General features: G+C 69.4%; 20 protein-coding genes and 1 tRNA gene. 14 read left to right on the top strand and 7 right to left on the bottom strand.

The features are described 5' to 3' along the window. The 3 genes from ACFVX9_RS20880 to ACFVX9_RS20870 all read left to right on the top strand — a co-directional run. Positions 1-370, top strand: a 370-nt coding sequence (locus tag ACFVX9_RS20880; protein ID WP_387982923.1) for an ATP-binding protein, incomplete at its 5' end; no start/stop codon positions are given. A 422-nt stretch (positions 371-792) separates the two neighbouring features. After that, a complete protein-coding gene (locus ACFVX9_RS20875) occupies positions 793-2,583 on the top strand; it encodes a reverse transcriptase domain-containing protein (protein ID WP_387982921.1) in 1,791 nt (596 codons plus the stop codon). A 171-nt stretch (positions 2,584-2,754) separates the two neighbouring features. Next, positions 2,755-3,330 (top strand): hypothetical protein, encoded by a 576-nt coding sequence (locus ACFVX9_RS20870; protein ID WP_387982920.1) that lies wholly within the window; start codon positions 2,755-2,757, stop codon positions 3,328-3,330. Positions 3,331-3,616: 286 nt separating this feature from the next. Here the strand turns inward: ACFVX9_RS20870 and ACFVX9_RS20865 are convergent, their stop codons facing one another. Together ACFVX9_RS20865 and ACFVX9_RS20860 are read right to left on the bottom strand one after the other, a co-directional pair. Then, positions 3,617-4,141 carry a GNAT family N-acetyltransferase gene (locus ACFVX9_RS20865; protein ID WP_387982918.1) on the bottom strand — a complete coding sequence of 175 codons (525 nt, stop codon included), beginning with the start codon at positions 4,139-4,141 and terminating at the stop codon, positions 3,617-3,619. Between the two features lie 250 nt (positions 4,142-4,391). Continuing rightward, a complete protein-coding gene (locus ACFVX9_RS20860; RefSeq protein WP_387982916.1) occupies positions 4,392-4,805 on the bottom strand; it encodes a GNAT family N-acetyltransferase in 414 nt (137 codons plus the stop codon). A gap of 276 nt (positions 4,806-5,081) precedes the next feature. Here ACFVX9_RS20860 and ACFVX9_RS20855 point away from each other — a divergent pair, with 276 nt between their 5' ends. Continuing rightward, positions 5,082-5,933, top strand: a complete 852-nt coding sequence (locus ACFVX9_RS20855; protein ID WP_387982914.1) for an alpha/beta fold hydrolase — start codon at positions 5,082-5,084, stop codon at positions 5,931-5,933. Between the two features lie 74 nt (positions 5,934-6,007). Here the strand turns inward: ACFVX9_RS20855 and ACFVX9_RS20850 are convergent, their stop codons facing one another. Continuing rightward, on the bottom strand, positions 6,008-6,409 hold the full coding sequence (locus tag ACFVX9_RS20850; protein WP_387982913.1) for a hypothetical protein: 402 nt from the start codon (positions 6,407-6,409) through the stop codon (positions 6,008-6,010). Positions 6,410-6,572: 163 nt separating this feature from the next. On the opposite strand from ACFVX9_RS20850, the gene ACFVX9_RS20845 reads away from it, so the two are divergent. Beyond that, positions 6,573-7,064 (top strand): DUF6228 family protein, encoded by a 492-nt coding sequence (locus ACFVX9_RS20845; RefSeq protein WP_387982911.1) that lies wholly within the window; start codon positions 6,573-6,575, stop codon positions 7,062-7,064. A 403-nt stretch (positions 7,065-7,467) separates the two neighbouring features. On the opposite strand, the gene ACFVX9_RS20840 is transcribed toward ACFVX9_RS20845, so the two are convergent. Continuing rightward, positions 7,468-8,130: an O-methyltransferase gene (locus ACFVX9_RS20840; protein WP_387982909.1), complete on the bottom strand. Its 663-nt coding sequence runs from the start codon at positions 8,128-8,130 to the stop codon at positions 7,468-7,470. 70 nt (positions 8,131-8,200) lie between these two features. On the opposite strand from ACFVX9_RS20840, the gene ACFVX9_RS20835 reads away from it, so the two are divergent. Beyond that, positions 8,201-8,902 (top strand): TetR/AcrR family transcriptional regulator, encoded by a 702-nt coding sequence (locus ACFVX9_RS20835; RefSeq protein ID WP_387982907.1) that lies wholly within the window; start codon positions 8,201-8,203, stop codon positions 8,900-8,902. A 40-nt stretch (positions 8,903-8,942) separates the two neighbouring features. Here the strand turns inward: ACFVX9_RS20835 and ACFVX9_RS20830 are convergent, their stop codons facing one another. Next, positions 8,943-9,491: a GNAT family N-acetyltransferase gene (locus tag ACFVX9_RS20830; protein WP_387982933.1), complete on the bottom strand. Its 549-nt coding sequence runs from the start codon at positions 9,489-9,491 to the stop codon at positions 8,943-8,945. 183 nt (positions 9,492-9,674) lie between these two features. Then, on the bottom strand, positions 9,675-12,362 hold the full coding sequence (gene polA / locus ACFVX9_RS20825) for a DNA polymerase I (RefSeq protein ID WP_387982931.1): 2,688 nt from the start codon (positions 12,360-12,362) through the stop codon (positions 9,675-9,677). A gap of 318 nt (positions 12,363-12,680) precedes the next feature. Here polA and ACFVX9_RS20820 point away from each other — a divergent pair, with 318 nt between their 5' ends. From ACFVX9_RS20820 to ACFVX9_RS20795, 6 genes are all read left to right on the top strand, one after another. Then, entirely contained in the window at positions 12,681-13,145 is a 465-nt protein-coding gene (locus ACFVX9_RS20820; RefSeq protein ID WP_363368771.1) for a hotdog fold thioesterase, read from the top strand. A gap of 591 nt (positions 13,146-13,736) precedes the next feature. Beyond that, the gene (locus ACFVX9_RS20815; RefSeq protein WP_387982906.1) at positions 13,737-14,978 is read left to right on the top strand and encodes a branched-chain amino acid ABC transporter substrate-binding protein; all 1,242 of its coding nucleotides are present in this window, start codon (positions 13,737-13,739) and stop codon (positions 14,976-14,978) included. 173 nt (positions 14,979-15,151) lie between these two features. Continuing rightward, positions 15,152-16,081, top strand: a complete 930-nt coding sequence (locus tag ACFVX9_RS20810) for a branched-chain amino acid ABC transporter permease (protein WP_063347149.1) — start codon at positions 15,152-15,154, stop codon at positions 16,079-16,081. A gap of 5 nt (positions 16,082-16,086) precedes the next feature. Further along, positions 16,087-18,015 carry a branched-chain amino acid ABC transporter permease gene (locus ACFVX9_RS20805; protein WP_387982929.1) on the top strand — a complete coding sequence of 643 codons (1,929 nt, stop codon included), beginning with the start codon at positions 16,087-16,089 and terminating at the stop codon, positions 18,013-18,015. A gap of 8 nt (positions 18,016-18,023) precedes the next feature. Continuing rightward, a complete protein-coding gene (locus ACFVX9_RS20800) occupies positions 18,024-18,845 on the top strand; it encodes an ABC transporter ATP-binding protein (RefSeq protein ID WP_063351037.1) in 822 nt (273 codons plus the stop codon). Then, positions 18,842-19,558 (top strand): ABC transporter ATP-binding protein, encoded by a 717-nt coding sequence (locus tag ACFVX9_RS20795; protein WP_380378734.1) that lies wholly within the window; start codon positions 18,842-18,844, stop codon positions 19,556-19,558. The genes ACFVX9_RS20800 and ACFVX9_RS20795 overlap by 4 nt, the downstream gene beginning before the upstream one ends. An 82-nt stretch (positions 19,559-19,640) precedes the next feature. Here ACFVX9_RS20795 and ACFVX9_RS20790 read toward each other — a convergent pair whose 3' ends face one another. Then, a complete protein-coding gene (locus ACFVX9_RS20790) occupies positions 19,641-20,297 on the bottom strand; it encodes an ANTAR domain-containing response regulator (protein ID WP_063347151.1) in 657 nt (218 codons plus the stop codon). Positions 20,298-20,389: 92 nt separating this feature from the next. On the opposite strand from ACFVX9_RS20790, the gene ACFVX9_RS20785 reads away from it, so the two are divergent. After that, positions 20,390-20,475 (top strand) — tRNA-Leu (locus ACFVX9_RS20785). A 101-nt stretch (positions 20,476-20,576) separates the two neighbouring features. Further along, entirely contained in the window at positions 20,577-21,362 is a 786-nt protein-coding gene (locus ACFVX9_RS20780; RefSeq protein WP_387982904.1) for a helix-turn-helix domain-containing protein, read from the top strand. The last annotated feature ends 104 nt before the right edge of the window (positions 21,363-21,466 follow it).

The raw sequence follows: 21,466 nt of genomic DNA, 5'->3' as shown, positions 1-21,466 counted from the left end.
CCTCCTCGGCGAACTCTTCGCCAACGCCGTCCAACACACCGCCGACGCCCCCACCGACCGCCTCATCGAAGTCAGCTTCGCCCTCACCGGCGACCACCGGCTCCGCCTCGAAGTCCACGACGCCGGCACCGGCCGCCCCTCACTCCACACCCCCACGCCCGACGACGAACACGGACGCGGCGTCCTCCTCGTCAACGAACTCGCCGAGAAATGGGGCTGCTGCCCCCGCGCCGGCGGCGTCGGCAAATTCGTCTGGGCGCTGTGCGCTCTGAAAGCGCCTGGTTGTATTCCCGGTTCAGCCGGGAGGAATTCGGAGGATATTCCTGGGTCGGATGGCTTACCTGGAGTCGAAAGACGAAGGGGACCGTAGCATGCCAGAAAATCGGCGGCCGGGTCCAGGCATTGGGGACGGTGCGTCGAGCGACCCGCGCGATATGGTGAAAGCTGAATTGCCTGAACCCCAATCTCCAGTCGATCAAAAAACGGGTCCGCCGGAAAGATGCCCGAAACCGGCGCCACTTCCTGCGACGGCTATTTGTGCCGGCCGATGCAACTCCGGGGAGGGGAGCGATGTCCAATGAGGACATTCAAGGAGATGAGTGGGGCACCTAAGTCGCGCTAGCACGTACAACCAGGACGAACAGAGGATCGCCTAAAGGGCGCGAGCCCCATGGCGACGGAGTGTCCGTAGTAGTCGCAGGAGTAACGACCTGCCAGGGAGGACGGGAAAGCCGTCCACAGGGCGAAGGGACACAGGTGGCGAGGCATCAACGAGACCGAGAGGTATGCGAAATGCAGAGCGCCGAGACGGTACTTGGTGTCCTCCGTGAACGAGGCAGGCGGAACCTGCCATGTGATGAGCTGTACCGACAGATGTTCAACCCGCAGTTGTATCTCATGGCCTACGGGCGCATCTACTCCAACAAGGGGGCGATGACTCCCGGGGCGACAGGGGAAACCCCAGATGGCATGTCACTCGCGAAGATCGGACGCATCATCGATGTGCTGCGCCACGAGCGCTTCCGGTTCAAGCCGGTCAAGCGGACCTTCATCCCGAAAAAGAACGGGAAAAGAAGGCCGCTGGGCCTGCCGTCATGGACGGACAAGTTGGTCGGCGAGGTGATGCGCCTCCTGCTGGAGGCGTACTACGAGCCCCGGTTCTCCGACCACTCCCATGGTTTCCGCCCCCGCCGCGGCTGCCACACCGCACTCAGCTCCGTGGCACGCACGTGGACGGGGACAACCTGGTTCATCGAAGGTGACATCGCACAGTGCTTCGACTCGCTCGACCACCGAGTGATGCTCGAATCCTTGGGCGAGAACATTCATGACAACAGGTTCCTGCGGCTCGTGCGGAACATGCTCAGAGCCGGATACCTGGAGGACTGGAAATGGAACGCCACCATGAGCGGCACTCCACAAGGCGGCGTCCTGTCGCCCCTCCTGTCCAATATTTACCTGCACAAGCTGGACAGATTCATCGAGACAGTCATCATGCCGGAATACACTCGCGGAAAGCTCAGGGCGAGGCACCCTGAGTACCGCAGGGTCGAGGCGGCACTCCAGCGCGCACGCAAACGCGGCGACCGTACAGAAGCGCGCGCCCTGCGCAAACGACTGCACGGCCTCCCGAGTCAGGACACGTCCGACCCGGGATATCGTCGCCTTCGCTACGTGCGATACGCCGACGACACCCTGATCGGGTTCACCGGGCCAAAAGCCGAAGCCGAGGAAATCAAGCATCGCTTGGCACAGTTCCTGCGCGACGATCTCAAGCTGGAACTGTCCCGGGAAAAAACGCTGGTCACCCACGCCCGGACCAGCGCGGCGAGGTTCCTTGGCTACGAGATCAATGTCAGTCGGGACGACCGCAGATCAGAACGGAAGAAGGGGAAAAGGCGGCAACGCCGCTCGACCAACGGAACCGTTCAACTGCACGTCCCGAAAGACGTGATCAAGGCCCACTGTGCTCCGTACATGGCGCGCGGAAAACCCGCGCGTCTGCCCGCGATGTACAACTTCGACGACTACACCATCGTCAATATCTACGGCGCCAAGTACCGCGGAATCGTGAACTACTACCTGCTGGCCGGTGACGTCTTTCGGCTGGACCGGTTGCACTGGGTCATGCAGTCCTCGCTGCTGTGCTCCCTGGCGAACAAGCACCGCTCGACCATGTCGAAGATGGCCCGCAAGTACAAGGTCACCATCGAGACTCCGGCCGGGCCGCGCAAGTGCATCCAGGCGAGCATCACCCGGGACGCAGGCAGGAAACCGCTGGTCGCACAGTTCGGTGGCATTCCGCTCCGGCGGCAGCAACACGCGACCCTTCTGGATCGCGACCCTACCCATCAACGCCACCCGCACCGACGCGAGTTGGTCGGACGGCTGCTGGCCGGGGAGTGCGAGTTGTGCGGGCGGGCCGAGAAGGTCCAGGTCCACCAGATCCGCAAGCTCGCCGACCTCGACCGGCCGGGCAGGGAACAACCCGGCTGGGCTGCCCTCATGGTGAAGAAACGACGCAAGACCCTTGTGGTCTGCGCAACTTGCCATGGCGGCATCCACGCCGGCCGCGAAAGCTGAGTTCACGGCAGTCACTGGAGAGCCCGTTGCGACGAAAGAAGCACGGCGGGTTCGGGAGGAGGCCGCTGGGAAAAGGAGCAGCTCCGCTGCCACCTCGCCCGGCGGCCCACCTCACGATCGCCCCCGCACCCACGCCCGCCACCCTCCTCACCGTCTGAACAGGTGCCCACCATGCGACTCCCCCTCACCGCCCGCCACCTGTTCGACACCGGCTCCACCCCCGCCGACACCTACGCCACCCTCGCCCGCCACACCCGCGAACCCCTCCGATCCGCCCGCGCCGTCTGCACCGCCCTCGGCATCCCCGCCGCCGAAACCCAACGCCGCCTCAACGACTGCTACGACGCCCTCCTCGCCACACCCCGCCCCGGCACCGAGAACGACACCGGCGAACTCCTCGAAGCCCTCGGCGTCTTCGACATCCCCAAAACCCCCGACAACCGCGACCTCGCCGTCATCGAACTCCTCACCACCGCCATCGACGCCCACGGCAACATCCGCGCCGGCCACCAACACGGCCTCACCCGCTGGTTCACCACCGGCAACCTCACCACCGCCTACCTCTCCCTCACCACCACCCACCCCCACCCCACCACCGGCAACCCCACCCACTACTGGACCACCCTCACCACCGCCGGCGAACTCCTCACCACCACCACCCCCGACCCCCGCATCACGCACGCCCTCACCCACTGCCGAAACCGCGCCCAAGCCCAAGCCCAAGCCACCCACACAACCCACCCATGAACACAGGAAGTCGACCCACCCGACTTCCTGCGCGCCCCGCAGAACCCATCTGCCGCACACCGCCCTGGCTTCGTTCACTTCTAGCAGTAGCGTTTGTCTGCCGGTTTGAGCAGCAGTTGACGATCTTGAGGACCGTGGATGTTCACGAAGCAGCAGCAGTCCACGGGACGGCCCGCCGCCCCTTCGGGCGGCGGGCCGTCGAGTCTGTTTTCGCCCCACCCACGAGCCCGTGGTGTGGGTTCTCCCGCAGCTGGCCTTCGAGGCAGTTGCTGCCAACGCGGGTAGCTCAGCTGTTGATGCCGGGTGCGACCTCGCGGGTCATACGGAGGTTGGGCAGCCTTCCTTGCCAGAACTCTCGCTCACCCGTGGCCTTGAATCCGTGGCGCTGGTAGAAGCGGACCGCGCTGTCGTTGTAGTCGGTGGCCCATAGGCATATGGGTGCGGCTCCGGCCCAGGTGAGGAACTCGGTCATCATGCGGCCACCGAGCCCCTGGCCCTGGACGTGTTCCAGCAGATACATCGGTCCGAGAGTGACCACCTCGCCGCGGCGCCCGCAGAGAACGCCCACGATCTCGGTTTCAGAACGGAGAACACGGCAGAACAGCAGATCCGGCTCCTGGTTCGCTGTCTCGATGAACTCCCGCCACTGGTTGATGCCTTCCGTGGTAGCTGACGAGCCGCGATGCTCACGGATCCAGTCCTCGTCGATCCCCACCTCCGGGTTGGGGTATGTCTGCAGCCAAGCCCTCAGCAGCAACGGCCCCAGCTGCGCGGAGTCGCCCGGACGAGCAGCTTCGATCACGTAGGTCATGGCAACGATCCTCGTCGATCATCCACCGCTTCAGGCCGCCCAGTCATCCTTGCGACGAACTTCTGATGGATGCCACCGCCGACGACTTCCTGTTCGCCGGGGAGCCTGCCCGACCGGGACTGAACTGTGCTTACGGACTTTGCCGTACCCCACCGGGTCGTATCCGGGATCGCCGAGTTCAACCGTGGCGGCCTGCCCGCACCGGCAGCCACGGACGACGGCACCCATTGGACCTACGGAGGCGGCCCGTTCAGAGCCGCATGAGCCCGGCGGCGGTCGGCCGGAATCCGCACTGGCCGTAGAAGGACTCCAGGTGCGGTTCGTAGTCGACGTGCAGCCACTGGGCACCGCGTGCCCTCGCCTCGTCGGCGGCCGCCCTCACCAGCCGGGTCCCGAGCCCCTGCCCGCGCTCATCCGGGTGCACGGTGGTGTCCAGGACGAAGGCGTGCACACCTCCGTCGCCGACGACGTTGACGAATCCGACCAGCCGGTTCCCCCGGCGCGCCGCGATCCAAGCCAGGCTGCGGGCCAGTATCGGCGCGAAGGAGGTCGGCTTGTGATCCGGCCACGACGCGCTGAACAGCTCGTTGAGTTCGGTATCCGTCAGCTCGGGACACACCGCCAACATCCCGTCATCGGCCCACGACGCATCACTGGTCACCATGCAAGGCAGCCTGCCATGCATCCACGGCTGTGATCGCCGCTCCACTCCTCGCCCGGGACCTCGAAGGCGGTGACCCAGCGCGCGTGATCGTCGACAGCGACGGGCCGAGCTGGACGCAGGAAGTCGGCCCCGCCGACTTCCTATGCATGGGCCCTCGCGCCAAGGGCGAGCACCGGCGTCGACCACCGCACCGCCCGCCGCGGCCGGCCGCCGCGTTCGCCCACCCAACCCTGTGATGTGATCGTTCTGTTGACGTACTACCAACAGGAGCTGACCATGTCCTCACCCCTGCCCAGCGCCGTCCGTCTGACCGTCGGCCGGCACACCTTCGACGGGCTGGCCGCCGGGCCCGCCGACGGGGAGCTCGTGCTGCTGCTGCACGGGTTCCCCGAGTTCGCCGACTGCTGGAGTGCCGAGCTGACCGCGCTGGCCGCGGCCGGCTACCGCGCGGTGGCGGTGGACCAGCGCGGCTACTCCCCCGACGCCCGCCCCGCGGACATCGCGGACTACTCCGTCGAGTTGCTGGTCGCGGACGCGCTGGGCTTCGCCGACGCCCTGGACGCGCCACGCTTCCACCTGGTCGCCCACGACTGGGGCGGCCTCGTCGCCTGGGCGCTGGCCTCCACCCACCCGGAGCGGCTGCACAGCCTGACCGTGCTCTCCACCCCGCACCCCGAGGCGCTCTACGAGGCCCTCAACAACGACAGCGACCAGCGCGAACGCTCCCGGTACATCAGGGAGTTCCGCCTGTCGGGGCACGTGGCCGAGCAGGCCATGCTGGCCGACGACGCGGCCAGGCTGCGCGCGATCTACCAGGGCACGCTGCCGACGGACCAGGCCGAGTCCAACGTCCGACGGCTGACCGAGCCGGGCGTGCTGACGGCCGGGCTCAACTGGTACCGGGCGATCAACGAGGAACTCCGGGTGCCGGCCGGCGAGATCACCGTCCGCACGCTCTTCGTCTGGGGCACCGAGGACCGCGCCCTGGGCCGCGACGCCGCCGACCTGACGGCCAAGCACGTCAGCGCCCCGTACCGGTTCGTCGCACTGGAGGGCGCCACCCACTGGCTGCCGGAGGCCGACGCCGAGCGGATCGTGCCGCTGCTCCTGGAGCACCTCGCGGGCTGACCCGGAGGTGTTCCCGGCGCGCCGCCCCACCGGCGCGCCGGCTTCGCCGCCCTCAGGCCGCCCTCAGCCCGGTCTCAGCCCGTCCTCGGCGTGTTCCGGGATCGCGCCCAGCTCTCCGCCTGCTCCGGGTCCCACAGGAAACGGGCGCCGAAATCCTTCTCCTCGCCGGGTCCCGCCTCCGTCAACGCACGCACCAGCGCCGGGCTGTAGACGGCATGGACCCGGAAGTTCACCAGGAACCGACTCCTGATCACGATCCGCACGTAGCGACGGCTGTTGCCCCGATGACGTCCGGCCACGATGACGCAGTCACCGCCGTCGCCCCAGGCCGGCGGCGCGATCCACACCTTCGCCCCCGGCGCGAAGTGCCGCAGCCCCTCGCGGATCTCCGACCCGCCTTCGCCGTGACCGGTCTCCTGAGCGACATTGGCCACGAGGCACACGCCCAACGGCTCCGCTCCGGTTGCATCCGTCATGGCAGCCATGATCGCCTGGCCGGGCACAGCGGCGCGCGTCCTTTTCCGAGGTCGCCCCTCCGGGCCGCCGGCCGTCGGCCGACGGCGACCGGCTCCGCCCACTCGATCGCACCGGGCCGAAATCACGATGCCTTCCGGCACCGCGCCGCCTATCGTCCGGCGGATGAACGACCAGGGCACCGCCCCCGCCGACCCCACCGACGCGCCGGCCGTCGACGTCCGCTGCCGCAACGACCCGGCCACCCGGGTCAGGCTCACCGACCGCCACTTCCCGGACGAGCACGGCACCGGCTTCGCCGTGGAACTGCACGCCGAAGGCCTCCGGGCCCGGCTCGACTCGGTCATCGCCTGGGCCTGGGGCCCGGACCATCCGGCCGACTTCCTCGACGAGTTGGCCGCCGATTACCGGGGCTGGGAGGCGGAGCGCACCTGGCACACCCACCGCCTCGCCCTCCGGGCCGTCTTCCGCCCGGGGGGCCACGTCGGCCTCACCTGGACCGTCCGCCCGCGGATCGGCCGGGACGCCCCCTGGGAGGCCTCGGTCACCACGTGCCTGGAGGCCGGGGAACAGCTGGCCGGCCTCGCCTCGGACGTCCGCCGGTTCCTCGCCCCCGGCGATCTGACGGAGTCCCGTCCGTCCGGAGGTACCGCTTGATCGACCTGGCCGGCTACGACCGGGACTCCTCCCCCCCTCCTGTTCGCCACGGCCGCCGGACTGCTGCTCCACGTCCTGCTCGTCGAAGCCTTCGGCTCCTCCGCCCGACCGGCCGTCCGGTCCTGGGCCGCCACCGGCCGCATCACCACGCCGCCGCCCAGCCCCCCTGCACCAGAAGTCGGCCCCGCCGACTTCCTGCGCTCCCCCCCGCCACCGGCCCGGCCGGAGCTGCTCTGCTCCCGCAACCGTCGGGGTGCGGGCCGTGCCTGCCGATCGGCAGGGGCGGCCCGATGAACTTGCGCTGGGCATTCGTGAGTTGCCCACGCGTCACGACCGGTGTCCTGCCGGGTTCCGCCCCCACGAAGAAGGCGATACCCACGCCTGATCACGACGCCACACGGGTCTAGAGGCGGCAGCTGATCTCCATTCCGTCCTCCACGGGGAACGTGACGCTCTGGTAGCCGTTGCGGGGGTCGCGGACGTAGTCGAGGTAGGGCGCGAGGGCTTCCAGGTCGACGTCGTCGGCGACGACGAGGGTGCCGGGCGCGAGGCGGGGTTCGAGGAGTCGCAGGACGGGCAGGCACAGGTCCTTCCAGCCGTCGAGGAGGACGAAGTCCGCGGAGCCGGCGACTGCGGCGAGGGTGTCGCGGGCGTCTCCTTCGAGGACGGTGATCAGGTCGTCCAGTCCCGTCTCGGCGAACGTCCGGCGGGCGGCCGCGGCCTTGGCGGCGCTCAGTTCCGTACTGATCACCCGGCCCGTCCCGTTGTCGCGCACCGCGGCGGCGAGATGGAGCGTGGAGATGCCGAAGGACGTGCCGAACTCGACGACGGTGGCGGGGCGGGTGGCCCGGATCAGGTTGTAGAGGAGGCGGCCGCCCTGGGCGGAGATCGGCATGTACACCTCGGCGTTGGCGTCGGCCTGCTCCTGCGGGCCGAGGGGCGCGGAGCCCTGGGGCCATGCCGCCCGGATCCGCTTGCTGGTCGCCTCGTCCTGCTCGGCATGCCGGAACATCCGGTCGAGGGCGGTGGCGACGCGGGGGTCTTCGAGGGTGTTGGTGGGTGTCATGGACCTAGACTAGACGCACCGTTGCGTTGCGTCTAGTGGTTCTGGCCTACCCTGGCCCCAGGAGGCAGACATGGAACGAGGAAGTACGGCCGTCGCGGCGGCCGGGCCACAGCCGGCGGCACGCCACCACGGCAACCGGCACGGCCGCAGCGAACAGGCCCGGCAGGCAGTACTGGAGGCGGCCGACGACCTTCTGGTCGAGAAGGGCTTCACCGGCGTCACCATCGAGGGCATCGCCGCCCGGGCGGGCGTCGCCAAGCAGACCGTCTACCGCTGGTGGAAGACCAAGACCGACATCCTCCTGGACGCCTTCCTCCAGGACGCGGCCGAAGCCCTGACCCCGCCGGACCACGGCGACCTGGCCCCGGACCTACGCGCCCACCTGCGCCAACTGGCCCTGTTCCTCACCCGGTCCGACGCGGGCGCCGTCTTCAAGGCCCTCATCGGGCACGCCCAGCACGATCCCGCGTTCGCCGCCGCCCTGCGGTCCGGGTACCTCGACGAACAGCGCCGACGCGACCGGCTCCCGCTGGAACGCGCGGTGGAACGCGGCCAGCTCGCCGCCGGACTCGACATGGCGGCGGAGATCGACCAACTCGTGGGGCCGCTCTACCACCGCGTCCTGGTGACGGCGGAACCCGTGGACGAGGCTTTCACCGACCGCCTCGTCGAGGCGTTCCTGCACCGCGCGAACGTAGCCGACGTAGCGGACGTAGCCGACGCAGCGGACGCAGCGGACGTAGCCGACGCAGCGGAGACGGTGAGCAGCTGACCCCCTGGCACCGGCGGGACCGCCGAGCAGGTGGCCACGCTCAGGGCCGAGTGGTTGTTGCGGCGTACTGGTCCGACGACAACGCGAACACCCGCACTCGCCGACCGCCGGCGGGACTGACGGTCTCACGGGCCAGCCTCATCCCCAGTTTGGTCATGATCCGTTCGGAGGCGTCGTTCCCCACCTGGGTGATGCTGACGATCCGCTCCAGCCCTCGCTCCTCGAACCCGAACCGCACGGCGGCCGCAGCAGCCTCGGTGGCCAAGCCCCGCCCCCAGTGGGAACGTCCCAGCCGCCAGCCGACCTCGACCGCCGGCAGTACCTCCGGCAGGAAGCCGGGGACCGAGAGGCCGGTGAACCCGGCCAGCTCGCCCGTGGACCGGATCTCCACGGCGAACAGGCCGAAGCCCTGCGCCTCCCACTCGCTCTCCCAGGCCTGGATCCCGCCGCGGGTCTGCTGTTCGTCACGGACGCTGCCGTCACGGATCCACCGCATGACCTCGGGGTCGGCATTGACGGCGGCCATGGGCGCAACGTCCTCCTCGCGCCAGCGACGCAGGATCAGACGCGGAGTCTCAAGCGTGACCATCGAACCATTCTGGATCACCAAGGGGCTCTGCACCATCCTCCGCTCCCCACGGCTCCGTTACGTGCCGCGCCCGCTGCGCGACGGACCGCGGGAGCGTAGCGGCGGGCCCGGACACCAGCCGTGTCCGGGCCCGCCGAGTACCGCACCCCCGAGTACCGCACCCCCGAGTACCGCGCCGGCGGATCAGTGCGCGGCGGCCTCCCAGTTGGCGCCGACGCCCACCGAGACGTCCAGCGGGGCGCGCAGCGGGTAGGCGCCGGCCATCTGCTCACGGACGATCGCCTCGACCTGCTCGCGCTCGCCCGGGGTCAGCTCCAGCACGATTTCGTCGTGCACCTGGAGCAGCATCCGGGAGGTGAGGCCGGCGGCGCGCAGCGCCTCGTCCACCCGCAGCATGGCGATCTTGACGATGTCGGCGGCCGAGCCCTGGATCGGGGCGTTGAGGGCCATCCGCTCCGCCATCTCGCGGCGCTGGCGGTTGTCGCTGTTGAGGTCCGGCAGGTAGCGGCGGCGGCCGAGCAGCGTCTCGGTGTAGCCGGTGGCGCGGGCCTCGTCGACGACCCGGCGCAGGTAGTCGCGGACGCCGCCGAAGCGCTCGAAGTAGGTGTCCATCAGGCCCTGGGCCTCGCCGGGCTTGATGCCGAGCTGCTGCGAGAGCCCGTACGCGGACAGCCCGTAGGCGAGGCCGTAGGACATCGCCTTGATCTTGCGGCGCATCTCGGCGTCCACCGCGGTGCCCGGGACCTCGAAGACCTGGGAGGCGACGGTGGTGTGCAGGTCCTCGCCGGTGGCGAAGGCCTCCAACAGGGCCTCGTCCTCGGAGAGGTGGGCCATGATGCGCAGTTCGATCTGCGAGTAGTCGGCGGTGAGCAGCGACTCGTAGTCCTCGCCGACGACGAAGGCGCGGCGGATGGCGCGGCCCTCCTCGGTGCGGACGGGGATGTTCTGCAGGTTCGGGTCCTGCGAGGAGAGCCGACCGGTGGCGGCGACCATCTGGTTGAAGGTGGTGTGGATGCGGCCCTTGGGCGAGACCGTCTTGAGCAGGCCCTCGACGGTGGTGCGCAGCTTGGCCTGGTCGCGGTGGCGCAGCAGGATGACCGGCAGTTCGTTGTCGGTCTGGGTGGCGAGCCAGGTGAGCGCGTCGGCGTCGGTGGTGTAGCCGGTCTTGATCTTCTTGGTCTTGGGGAGGGCGAGCTCGCCGAAGAGGATCTCCTGGAGCTGCTTGGGCGAGCCGAGGTTGAACTCGCGCCCGGCGGCGGCGTGCGCCTCCTCGACCACGCGCTGGATCTCGGTGGCGAACTGCGCCTCCAGGCTGGTGAGCCAGGGGCGGTCGGCGGCGATGCCGGTGCGCTCCATCCGGGCCAGCAGGGCGGCGATCGGCAGCTCCATGTCGCGCAGCAGCCCGGTGGCGCCGACCTCGGCGAGGCGGGTGTCGAAGAGCGCGGCGAGGTCGAGGACGGCGCGGGCCTGGAGCATGAGCGCCTGGGCGCCGGCCGCCGGGTCCTCCTCCGGGGCGTCGAAGGCGAGTTGGCCGTCCTCGGCGGCGGGGGCGGGGGTGAGCGAGCGGGCCAGGTACTCCTCGGCGAGCACCTCCAGGGTGAAGGTGCGGCGGCCGGGCTTCTCCAGGTAGGCGGCGAGGGCGGTGTCGGCGACGACGCCCTCGATGGCCCAGCCGCGCTCGGCGAAGGCCCGCATGACCTGCTTGGCGATGTGCAGGGCCTTGGGGGCGGCCGGGTCGGCGAGCCAGGCGGCGAAGGCCCGCTCGTCCTCCTCGGCGAGCTGCGCCGGGTCGAACCAGGCGGCGGCTTCCCCTGCGGCCAGGGCGACTTCGGCGACCTCGCCGGTGCCGAGCGCCCACTGGTAGACGGCGGCGAGGGCGACGGGGGCCTTGGTGTCGGCGGCGTGCTCGCGCAGCCAGCCGGCCAGCGTGCCCGGGTCGGTGAGCAGTTCGCCGTCGACCTCGACGCCGGGGGCGAGTTCGGCCGCGGCCTCCTCCTCGCCGGCAGCCGGGTCGATGCCGTGGACGCGGTCGCGGAAGTTGGCGTTGCGGAACTCCAGCGACTCCATCAGCGTGCCGACGGCGGCCTTGTCGAACGGCGCGCGGGCCAGGTCGCCGACGCCGAGCGGGAGTTCGACGTCGCGGACGAGCTCGGTGAGGACGCGGTTGCGCTTGACCGAGTCGAGGTGTTCGCGCAGCTTTTCGCCGATCTTGCCCTTCACCTCGTCGGCGCGGGAGACGAGTTCGTCGAAGGAGCCGAACTGGTTGACCCACTTGGCGGCGGTCTTCTCGCCGACGCCGGGGATGCCGGGCAGGTTGTCGGACGGGTCGCCGCGCAGGGCGGCGAGGTCCGGGTACTGGCGCGGGGTGACGCCGTACTTCTCGGCGACCTTCTCCGGGGTGTAGCGGGTGAGCTCGGAGACGCCCTTGGTCGGGTAGAGGACGGTGATGTGGTCGGTGACCAGCTGGAGGGAGTCGCGGTCGCCGGTGACGATGTCGACGTCGTAGCCGGCCGCCTCGGCGGCGGTGGCCAGGGTGGCGATGATGTCGTCGGCCTCGAAGCCCTCGGCCGTCAGCCGGGGGACGTTCATCGCGTCGAGCAGTTCGCCGATCAGGGGGACCTGGCTGCGGAACTCGTCCGGCGTCTTGGCGCGGTTGGCCTTGTAGTCGGGGAACTCGACGGAGCGGAAGGTCTGCCGGGAGAGGTCGAAGGCGACGGCGAGGTGGGTGGGCTGCTCGTCCCGGACGGTGTTGGCGAGCATCGAGGCGAAGCCGTAGACCGCGTTGGTGGGCTGGCCGGTGGAGGTGTTGAAGTTCTCCACGGGCAGGGCGTAGAAGGCCCGGTAGGCCATCGAGTGCCCGTCGAGCAGCATCAGCCGGGGCCGCGGGCCGGCCCCGCCGCCACCCGTCGCGCCCTTGTCCGTACTCTGCGTAGCCACGTCAACGTCCCGTTCCTGCCGATTCCACTACCGGCCACCGATCCTATGGCCCGGCACCGACAAAAGGGGCGCCGTGCCGATCGAGCGCCGTGCCGGTCGGACGCGGGGCGCGGGCGGCGGGGCCGCGGCGCCCGGGGCGCCCGGGGCGCCCGTTGACGCGCCCCGGCCCCGGACACGGCCGCTACCGCCGAGTAGGACGGTCGTACGATCACAGGCAGCACGATGACGATCCCCGAGCGGCAGGAGTTCCCCATGACCGACGCGGCCCCCGACGCGGCCCCCGTCCTGAAGGTCCCGCAGGACGTGCTGGACCACTTCGCCAAGCTCGGCGTCGATCCGCAGACCTTCTCCGGCGGCGCCCTCGGCGAGAAGCTCGGCATCCGGATCGTCGAGGCCTCCGGCGACCGGGTGGTCGGCACCATGCCGGTGGAGGGCAACCAGCAGCCGTACGGGCTGCTGCACGGCGGCGCGTCGGCGGCGCTGGCCGAGACGCTGGGCTCGATCGGCGCGATGCTGCACGCGGGCCCCGGCCGGTACGCGGTCGGGGTGGACCTCAACGCCACCCACCACCGCTCGGCCACCTCCGGACTGGTCACCGGGGTGGCGACGGCGGTGTTCAAGGGCCGCACCGCCGCCACGTACGAGATCGCGATCACCGACGACACCGGCAAGCGGGTCACCAGTTGCCGGCTGACCTGCATGCTGCGCGACCTCTGACCCCGCACCGGGACCCTTCCCGGTGCCGACGGTCCATCAAATCCCTTGGCCGCCCCCTTGTTTGACCTTCCGCCACCCTGGGCAGGCGTTGGTCTGGACAAGGGGGCGGCGGCATGTCCGGGCGCGGCCGACGCGGCAGCATGCCCGGAATCCGCGCAGGTAACGCTGCGTAACAAGTAGGAAATCCGAGCAATGACCCGCTCCGAGGCCCGCAGGCAGCCCGGAGTTCCTTCGCCATGCCCTCGTTGTCCGAAATCCGGATGAGCATGACCGGAACAAGTGAATCGGACACGGGCGTCCGACTATCGACCAGGCCAGCTGCAACCCCCATTTCTGGCCCTTACATCGCCCCAACAGCCCCTAAACGCCCTACATCGGCGGATCGGTCGCGCCAAAACGACCACATGCTGAGACAACTGCTCTGTGTGCTCATAACAAGAGAATCACAGCCTCGCCACACCACTGCCCGAGTCGCCCAGAGGCATCTAGAGTCACGGCCAGTCACCGCGCCAACGGATTGGGCCCGGCCCTCCGCGCATCCCGGCTCCCGCCAACTCAGGCGCGGCGCCTCCCGAACCGAAGGGGACCCTCGTGCGTCACCGTTCCGCAATTGTCGTGAGCATTGCCGTGATCGGCGCCCTGAGCCTCAGCGCGTGCGGCTCCCGCGACGACAAGAAGTCCGCCGACGGAGGCAGCGGCAACAGCGGCTCCACCACCACCACCGTCACCATCGGCATCGACGCCCCGCTCACCGGCGACCTCTCCGCCATCGGCATCGGCATCCGCAACTCCGTCGACCTCGCGGTCAAGAAGGCCAACGAACAGAACGAGGTCCCCGGCGTCAAGTTCCAGGTCAAGGCCCTGGACGACACCGCCAAGCCCGGCCCCGGCCAGCAGAACGCCACCCAACTCGTCGCCGACAACAGCGTCCTCGGCGTCGTCGGCCCGCTCAACTCCAGCGTCGCCCAGTCGATGCAGCAGATCTTCAACGACGCCAACCTCGTCGAGATCTCCCCCGCCAACACCGGCGTCGCCCTCAGCCAGGGCGAGAAGTGGGTCACCGGCGAGAAGAAGCGCCCCTTCAAGACCTACTTCCGCACCGCCACCACCGACGCCGTCCAGGGCCCCTTCGCCGCCCAGTTCCTCGCCAAGGACGCCAAGAAGTCCAAGGTCTTCCTCATCGACGACCAGAAGACCTACGGCGCCGGCCTCGCCGCCACCTTCAAGGCCGAATTCACCAAGCAGGGCGGCAACATCGTCGGCGAGGAGCACGTCAACCCCGACGACCGCGACTTCTCCGCCATCGTCACCAAGGTCAAGACCTCCGGCGCCGAAGCCGTCTACTACGGCGGCGAGTACCCCGCCGCCGGCCCGCTCTCCCTCCAGCTCAAGGACGCCGGCGTCAACATCCCGCTGATGGGCGGCGACGGCATGCAGAGCGCCGACTTCATCAAGCTCAACCCCAAGAGCGCCGGCGACTACGCCACCGCCGTCGGCGGCGCCGTCGAACAACTCCCCACCGCCGCCAAGTTCATCGCCGACTACAAGGCCGCCGGCTACAAGGACCCCTACGAGACCTACGGCGGCTACTCCTACGACAGCGGCTGGGCCATCATCCAGGCCGTCAAGGCCGTCGCCGCCGCCAACAACGGCAAGCTGCCCGCCAACCCGCGCGCCGCCGTCGTCGACGCCGTCCAGAAGGTCTCCTTCGACGGCGTCACCGGCAAGGTCTCCTTCGACGAGTTCGGCGACACCACCAACAAGCAACTCACCGTCTACACCGTCAAGGACGGCAAGTGGACCGTGGAGAAGACCGGCACCTTCAGCGGCTGAACCTCCAACGGCTCAGCCCTCAGCGGCTCAGATCTCACCGGCTGAGCCCCAACGACTGAACCGGCCGCACCACCTTCCAGCAGCACAGCGCGCGGGGGCGCCACGAGTGCCCCCGCGCGCCCCCACATCCACCACCCACACGGACACCCCGAACGCACTACGGAGGCCCAGCGGTGCACGACCTACCGCAGCAGCTGGCCAACGGCCTGATCCTCGGCGCCCTCTACGGACTCGTCGCGATCGGCTACACGATGGTCTACGGCATCGTCCAGCTCATCAACTTCGCCCACGGCGAGATCGTCATGGTCGGCGGCTTCGGCGCCCTGACCGCCTACCTCGCCCTCCCCGGCGGCACCACCCTGTGGCTGGCCCTGCCGCTCATGCTGATCGCCGGCATCCTGGTCTCCACCCTCACCGCCGTCGCCGCCGAGCGCTTCGCCTACCGGCCCCTGCGCAACGCCCCCCGACTCGCCCCCCTCATCACCGCGATCGGGCTGTCCATCTTCCTCCAGCAACTCGTCTTCTCCTTCTACCCCGACGCCAAGAAGGCCCGGGTCTTCCCCAAGATCCCCGGCGACCCCTTCAGCCTCGGATCCGTCACCATCCAGCGCAGCGACCTCTTCCTGCTCATCGCCGCCCCGCTGTGCATGCTCGCCCTCGGCTGGTTCGTCACCCGCACCCGCTCCGGCCGCGCCATGCAGGCCACCAGCCAGGACCCCGACACCGCCAAGCTCATGGGCATCGACACCGACCGCATCATCGTCATGGCCTTCGCCATCGGCGCCGCGTTCGCCGCCGTCGCCGCCGTCGCCTACGGACTGCGCAGCGGCCAGGTCGACTTCCGCATGGGCTTCATCCTCGGCCTCAAGGCCTTCACCGCCGCCGTCCTCGGCGGCATCGGCAACATCTACGGAGCCATGCTCGGCGGCATCGCCCTCGGCCTCGCCGAAAGCCTCGCCACCGGCTACATCCAGCACCTGCCCGGCATGCACCTCTTCGGAGGCGGCGCCTGGAAGGACGTCTGGGCCTTCGTACTCCTCATCCTCGTGCTCCTCGTCCGGCCCCAGGGCCTGCTCGGCGAGCGCGTCGCGGACAGGGCGTGACCACCATGACCACCACCACCGAAACCACCCCGGTCATCCCCCTGCCGGCCCGCGCCGCCACCGCCCTCACCGGCCTCGGCGCCCTCACCACCGCCGCCTCCGCCGCCCTCCCCTGGACCTGGACCTCCGACTTCCCCGGCGACCTCACCTACACCGGCTCCCCCGCCGGCCTGCAATGGCTCGCCCTCGCCGCCGGACTCCTCACCCTCCTCCTGCTCCTCGCCACCCACAGCACCCCCGGCCTGCGCTGGGCCGCCCCCAGCCGCAGCCACAACGCCGTCCTCTACGCCGCCACCGGCGCCCTCGCCGTCAGCGTCTTCTCCGTCGCCGCCATCGCCACCGAACTCGGCGGCCTCGCCAACCTCGAAGCCGGCGGCTGGATCCTCGCCGCCGGCGGCCTCCTCACCGTCATCGGCGCCCTCGGCCTGCCCCTCGACCGCCGCACCCGCGTCCCGCTGCGCATCCTCGACAGGCGCCTCTTCCTGCTCGTCCCCGTCGCCCCCGCCGGCTGGTTCGCCGCCCACGCCATCCCCGGCGACCAGCCCGTCGCCCCCGTGATGACCGCCCTCGCGGGCGCCCTCGCCATCGCCGCCGGCGTCGTCCTGCTCCTCCAGCTCGGCCACCTCGCCCACACCTGGCTGCGCCTGGGCACCGTCGACCGGCCCCTGCCCGCGCCGCGCCAACTCCCCTCCTGGGCCGAAGTCCTGACCATCGTTCTGGCCTTCGGCCTCGGACTGTTCGCGATCACCTTCGGCATCGACACCGAGTACGGCGAACTCTTCATCGGCTACCTGCTGCTCGCCGCCCTCGTCGTCCCCGCCCTCACCCGGTCCGGCCTGCTCGCCCGGCTGCGCGCCCTGACCGTCAAGCACCGCCCCGTCACCACCGGCGCCGCCTTCGCCGCCGCCGCCAGCTTCCCCTTCACCCAGACGAGCGACCAGTACACCTCCGTCGCCACCAACATCCTGATCTTCGCCACCGTCGCCCTCGGCCTCAACATCGTCGTCGGCCTCGCCGGCCTGCTCGACCTCGGCTACGTCGCCTTCCTCGGCGTCGGCGCCTACGCCGCCGCCCTGGTCTCCGGCTCCCCCGCCTCCCCCATCCACGTCCAGTTCCCGTTCTGGGCCGCGATGCTCACCGGCGCCGCCGTCTCCATGGTCTTCGGCGTCCTCATCGGCGCCCCCACACTGCGCCTGCGCGGCGACTACCTCGCCATCGTCACCCTCGGCTTCGGCGAGATCTTCCGCATCACCATGCTCAACCTCAACGGCACCACCGGCCCCAAGGTCACCAACGGCTCCAACGGCATCCCCCGGATCCCCGACCTGGAGATCCTCGGCTTCGACCTCGGCAAGCCGCACACCGTCGCCGGCATCGAACTCGGCCGCTTCTCCAACTACTACCTGCTGATGCTCCTCGTCACCGCCCTGGTCGTGCTCGTCTTCGCCCGGGTCGGCAACTCCCGCATCGGCCGCGCCTGGGTCGCCATCCGCGAGGACGAGACCGCCGCCGAAGCCATGGGCATCAACGGCTTCCGCCTCAAGCTCCTCGCCTTCGCCCTCGGCGCCTGCCTCGCCGGCCTCGCCGGCACCGTCCAGGCCCACGTCAGCTACACCGTCACCCCCGACCAGTACACCTTCGCCGAGGCCCTCCCGCCCAACTCCGCGTTCCTGCTCGCCGCCGTCATCCTCGGCGGCATGGGCACCATCAGCGGGCCCCTCGCCGGCGCCACCCTCCTCTTCCTCATCCCCAAGAAGCTCGAATTCCTCTCCGACTACCAGCTGCTCGCCTTCGGCGCCGCCCTGATCATCCTGATGCGCGTCCGCCCCGAAGGCCTCATCCCCAACCGGCGCCGCCAACTGGAGTTCCACGAGGCCGCCATCCCGGCCCAGCCCGCCGGCGACGGCGCCGCACTCACCAAGGCAGGGGCGTGACCACCCAGATGACCACCACCGCCACACCCCTGCTCGAAGTCACCGGCGTCACCATGCGCTTCGGCGGCCTCACCGCCGTCAACGACGTCAGCCTCACCGTCGGCGAAGGCGAGATCATCGGTCTCATCGGCCCCAACGGCGCCGGCAAGACCACCTTCTTCAACTGCCTCACCGGCCTCTACGTCCCCACCGAGGGCGCCGTCCGCTACCGCGGCACCCTCCTGCCGCCCAAGCCCCACCTCGTCACCCAGGCCGGCGTCGCCCGCACCTTCCAGAACATCCGGCTCTTCGCCAACATGACCGTCCTGGAGAACGTCCTCGTCGGCCGCCACACCCGCACCAAGGAAGGCATCTTCTCCGCCATCCTCCGCGGCCCCGGCTACCACCGCGCCGAAGCCGAGAGCCGCGAGAAGGCCATGGAACTCCTCGCCTTCACCGGCCTCGCCGACAAGGCCGACCACCTCGCCCGCAACCTCCCCTACGGCGAACAGCGCAAGCTGGAGATCGCCCGCGCCCTCGCCTCCGACCCCGGCCTCCTCCTGCTCGACGAACCCACCGCCGGCATGAACCCCCAGGAGACCCGCGCCGCCGAGGAACTCGTCTTCGCCATCCGCGACCAGGGCGTCTCGATCCTCGTCATCGAGCACGACATGCGCTTCATCTTCAACCTCTGCGACCGCACCGCCGTCCTCGTCCAGGGCCAGAAGATCGTCGAAGGCGACCGCGAAACCGTCCAGAACGACGAACGCGTCATCACCGCCTACCTCGGCGCCCCGCTCGAAGGCACCACCCCCGCAGTCGCGGAGACCGTTACGGAGACCGACCAGTGACCGCACTCCTCGAGGTCGAGGACCTCCGCGTCGCCTACGGCAAGATCGAAGCCGTCAAGGGCATCAGCTTCACCGTCAACCAGGGCGAGGTCACCACCCTCATCGGCACCAACGGCGCCGGCAAGACCACCACCCTGCGCACCCTCTCCGGGCTCCTCAAACCCACCGCCGGACGCATCGCCTTCGACGGCCAGGACCTCAGCACCGTCCCCGCCCACAAGATCGTCGCCCTCGGCCTCGCCCACTCCCCCGAAGGCCGGCACATCTTCCCCCGCATGACCATCGAGGAGAACCTCCTCCTCGGCGCCTTCCTGCGCACCGACACCGCCGGCATCACCGCCGACGTCGACCGCGCCTACGACCTCTTCCCCATCCTCGGCGAACGCCGCCGCCAGGCCGCCGGCACCCTCTCCGGCGGCGAACAGCAGATGCTCGCCATGGGACGGGCCCTGATGTCCCAGCCCAAACTGCTCATGCTCGACGAGCCGTCCATGGGCCTGTCACCGCTGATGATGCAGAAGATCATGGCGACCATCATCGAACTCAAGGCCGCCGGCACGACCATCCTGCTCGTCGAACAGAACGCCCAGGCCGCCCTCTCCCTCTCCGACCGCGGCTACGTCATGGAAACCGGCCGCATCGTCCTCTCCGGGACGGGCGCCGACCTCCTGCACGACGAATCCGTCCGCAAGGCCTACCTCGGCGAGGACTGACGCCTCCACGTATCCACGCCTCCACGCCTCCACGCACGAAGGGCCCGGCAGATGAGATCTGCCGGGCCCTCCTCGCATCCGTCTACTCGGACGCGTCCTCGTCCGCCTTCTTGCGGTCCTGGGCCGCGCCCTCCTCGATGACCGCCTCGGCCACCGCGGCCATCGTCATCCGACGGTCCATCGACGTCTTCTGGATCCACCGGAACGCCGCCGGCTCGTTCAGCCCGAACTTCGTCTGCAGCACGCCCTTCGCCCGGTCCACCAGCTTCCGGGTCTCCAGCCGCTGGGTGAGATCCGCGATCTCCTCCTCCAGCGTGCGCATCTCGGTGTACCGCGACACCGCCATCTCGATCGCCGGCACCAGATCCGCCTTGCTGAACGGCTTCACGATGTACGCCATCGCCCCGGCGTCCCGCGCCCGGTCCACCAGCTCCCGCTGCGAGAACGCCGTCAGCATCAGAACCGGCGCCAGGTGCTTCTCGTGGATCTGCTCGGCGGCGGAGAGCCCGTCCAGCACCGGCATCTTCACATCGAAGATCGCGAGGTCCGGCCGAAGCTCCTCCACCAGCTTCACCGCCGTAGCCCCGTCCCCGGCCTCACCGACGACGGTGTACCCCTCCTCTTCGAGCATCTCCTTGAGGTCAAGGCGGATCAGCGCCTCATCCTCGGCGATCACAATCCGGGTGATCTGGGGCGAATCGGTCTCAAGCGGCTGTGCCTGCTCGTCGGCGGTGCTCACGGGGCTCCTAGTTCCGGCGGGGTACTGCATGCACGAGGGTACCTAGCTGCGCCCAACAGCGCTCACAGGGTATCCTTCACGGGCGCGAACTTGCCGGGTTGGTGGAAGGGCAGACACGATCGCCTCAAAAGCGATTGCTCGAAAGGGCGTGTGGGTTCGAATCCCACACTCGGCACCATAATTTTTCTCGTATTCCCAGGCTTAGGGAAATTCACCTCATCTAGTGGATCACATCCAAAGGGTCCACAGTCCGGCCTGTCGAGTTCCAATCTGACGCACATGACGTCTCCCTCTGTGCGCGAACAAGCCGTACACCTCCTCCGTCGAGGTGTACGCAATGCCGATGTCGCCCGACGACTCCGGGTCTCTCCTGGCACGGTCTCCTGGTGGAAGCATCAAGACCTCGCCAAACGCCATCAGCTCCCCGGCCGCAAGCGTTCCGCGTGCATGCACTGCTACGGCGACGACCTGGACCGCGGCGCCTACTCCTACCTACTCGGCCTCTACCTCGGCGACGGCCACATCCTGCTCCCCAACGAGTACCGCAGGACGCAGAGCCTTCAGATCACCTGTGACGATCACTGGCCGGGAATCACCGACTCCGTCGAAAACGCCATGCGCCTGGTCTTTCCCAGGAACAAGCCCTGCAGAGTCCGACGGACCGGCTGTCACGACGTCAAGCTCTACTCGAATCACCTGACCTGCCACTTCCCCCAACACGGTCCCGGCAAGAAGCACGAACGCACCATAGCCCTGGAACCCTGGCAGCAGGAGATCGTCGACGCCCATCCGTGGGAGTTCCTGCGCGGCCTGATCCACTCCGACGGCTGCCGCATCACCAACTGGACGACGCGAACGGTCGGCGGCGTCAAGAAGCGCTACGAGTACCCGCGTTACTTCTTCACCAACACCTCGACCGACATCATCGGCCTGTTCACCGCCACCCTCGACGCCGTCGGCGTCCAGTGGAAGGCCGCGGCCCGGCCGACCGGTGCCACCAACATCTCCGTCGCCCGCAAGGACTCCGTCGCCCTCATGGACGCCCACATCGGCCCCAAGTACTGACAGTGGCGGGGGGGGGGGGGGGGGGAGGGGGGGGGGAGCAAGGAGCAGGGTGCCGGGGGTAGTAGGGGGTGGGGAGGGAGAGAGGAGGTAGGGGAGGGAAGGGA

The organism is Kitasatospora sp. NPDC058243 (assembly GCF_042882025.1).
GTDB lineage: Bacteria > Actinomycetota > Actinomycetes > Streptomycetales > Streptomycetaceae > Kitasatospora.
The sequence above is the reverse complement of the archived record's forward strand: the minus strand, read 5'-3'. Positions and strand labels throughout refer to the sequence as shown.

Bases quoted from the DNA above. Each gene is read 5' to 3' on its own strand.
- ACFVX9_RS20850 (WP_387982913.1), bottom strand. From the start codon at position 6,409: ATGACGGATGCAACCGGAGCGGAGCCGTTGGGCGTGTGCCTCGTGGCC.
- ACFVX9_RS20830 (WP_387982933.1), bottom strand. From the start codon at position 9,491: ATGGTCACGCTTGAGACTCCGCGTCTGATCCTGCGTCGCTGGCGCGAG.
- ACFVX9_RS20870 (WP_387982920.1), top strand. From the start codon at position 2,755: ATGCGACTCCCCCTCACCGCCCGCCACCTGTTCGACACCGGCTCCACC.
- ACFVX9_RS20800 (WP_063351037.1), top strand. From the start codon at position 18,024: ATGACCACCACCGCCACACCCCTGCTCGAAGTCACCGGCGTCACCATG.
- ACFVX9_RS20875 (WP_387982921.1), top strand. From the start codon at position 793: ATGCAGAGCGCCGAGACGGTACTTGGTGTCCTCCGTGAACGAGGCAGG.
- ACFVX9_RS20805 (WP_387982929.1), top strand. From the start codon at position 16,087: ATGACCACCACCACCGAAACCACCCCGGTCATCCCCCTGCCGGCCCGC.
- ACFVX9_RS20835 (WP_387982907.1), top strand. From the start codon at position 8,201: ATGGAACGAGGAAGTACGGCCGTCGCGGCGGCCGGGCCACAGCCGGCG.
- ACFVX9_RS20840 (WP_387982909.1), bottom strand. From the start codon at position 8,130: ATGACACCCACCAACACCCTCGAAGACCCCCGCGTCGCCACCGCCCTC.
- polA (WP_387982931.1), bottom strand. From the start codon at position 12,362: ATGCTGCTCGACGGGCACTCGATGGCCTACCGGGCCTTCTACGCCCTG.
- ACFVX9_RS20855 (WP_387982914.1), top strand. From the start codon at position 5,082: ATGTCCTCACCCCTGCCCAGCGCCGTCCGTCTGACCGTCGGCCGGCAC.
- ACFVX9_RS20845 (WP_387982911.1), top strand. From the start codon at position 6,573: ATGAACGACCAGGGCACCGCCCCCGCCGACCCCACCGACGCGCCGGCC.
- ACFVX9_RS20865 (WP_387982918.1), bottom strand. From the start codon at position 4,141: ATGACCTACGTGATCGAAGCTGCTCGTCCGGGCGACTCCGCGCAGCTG.
- ACFVX9_RS20820 (WP_363368771.1), top strand. From the start codon at position 12,681: ATGACCGACGCGGCCCCCGACGCGGCCCCCGTCCTGAAGGTCCCGCAG.
- ACFVX9_RS20780 (WP_387982904.1), top strand. From the start codon at position 20,577: ATGACGTCTCCCTCTGTGCGCGAACAAGCCGTACACCTCCTCCGTCGA.
- ACFVX9_RS20860 (WP_387982916.1), bottom strand. From the start codon at position 4,805: ATGGTGACCAGTGATGCGTCGTGGGCCGATGACGGGATGTTGGCGGTG.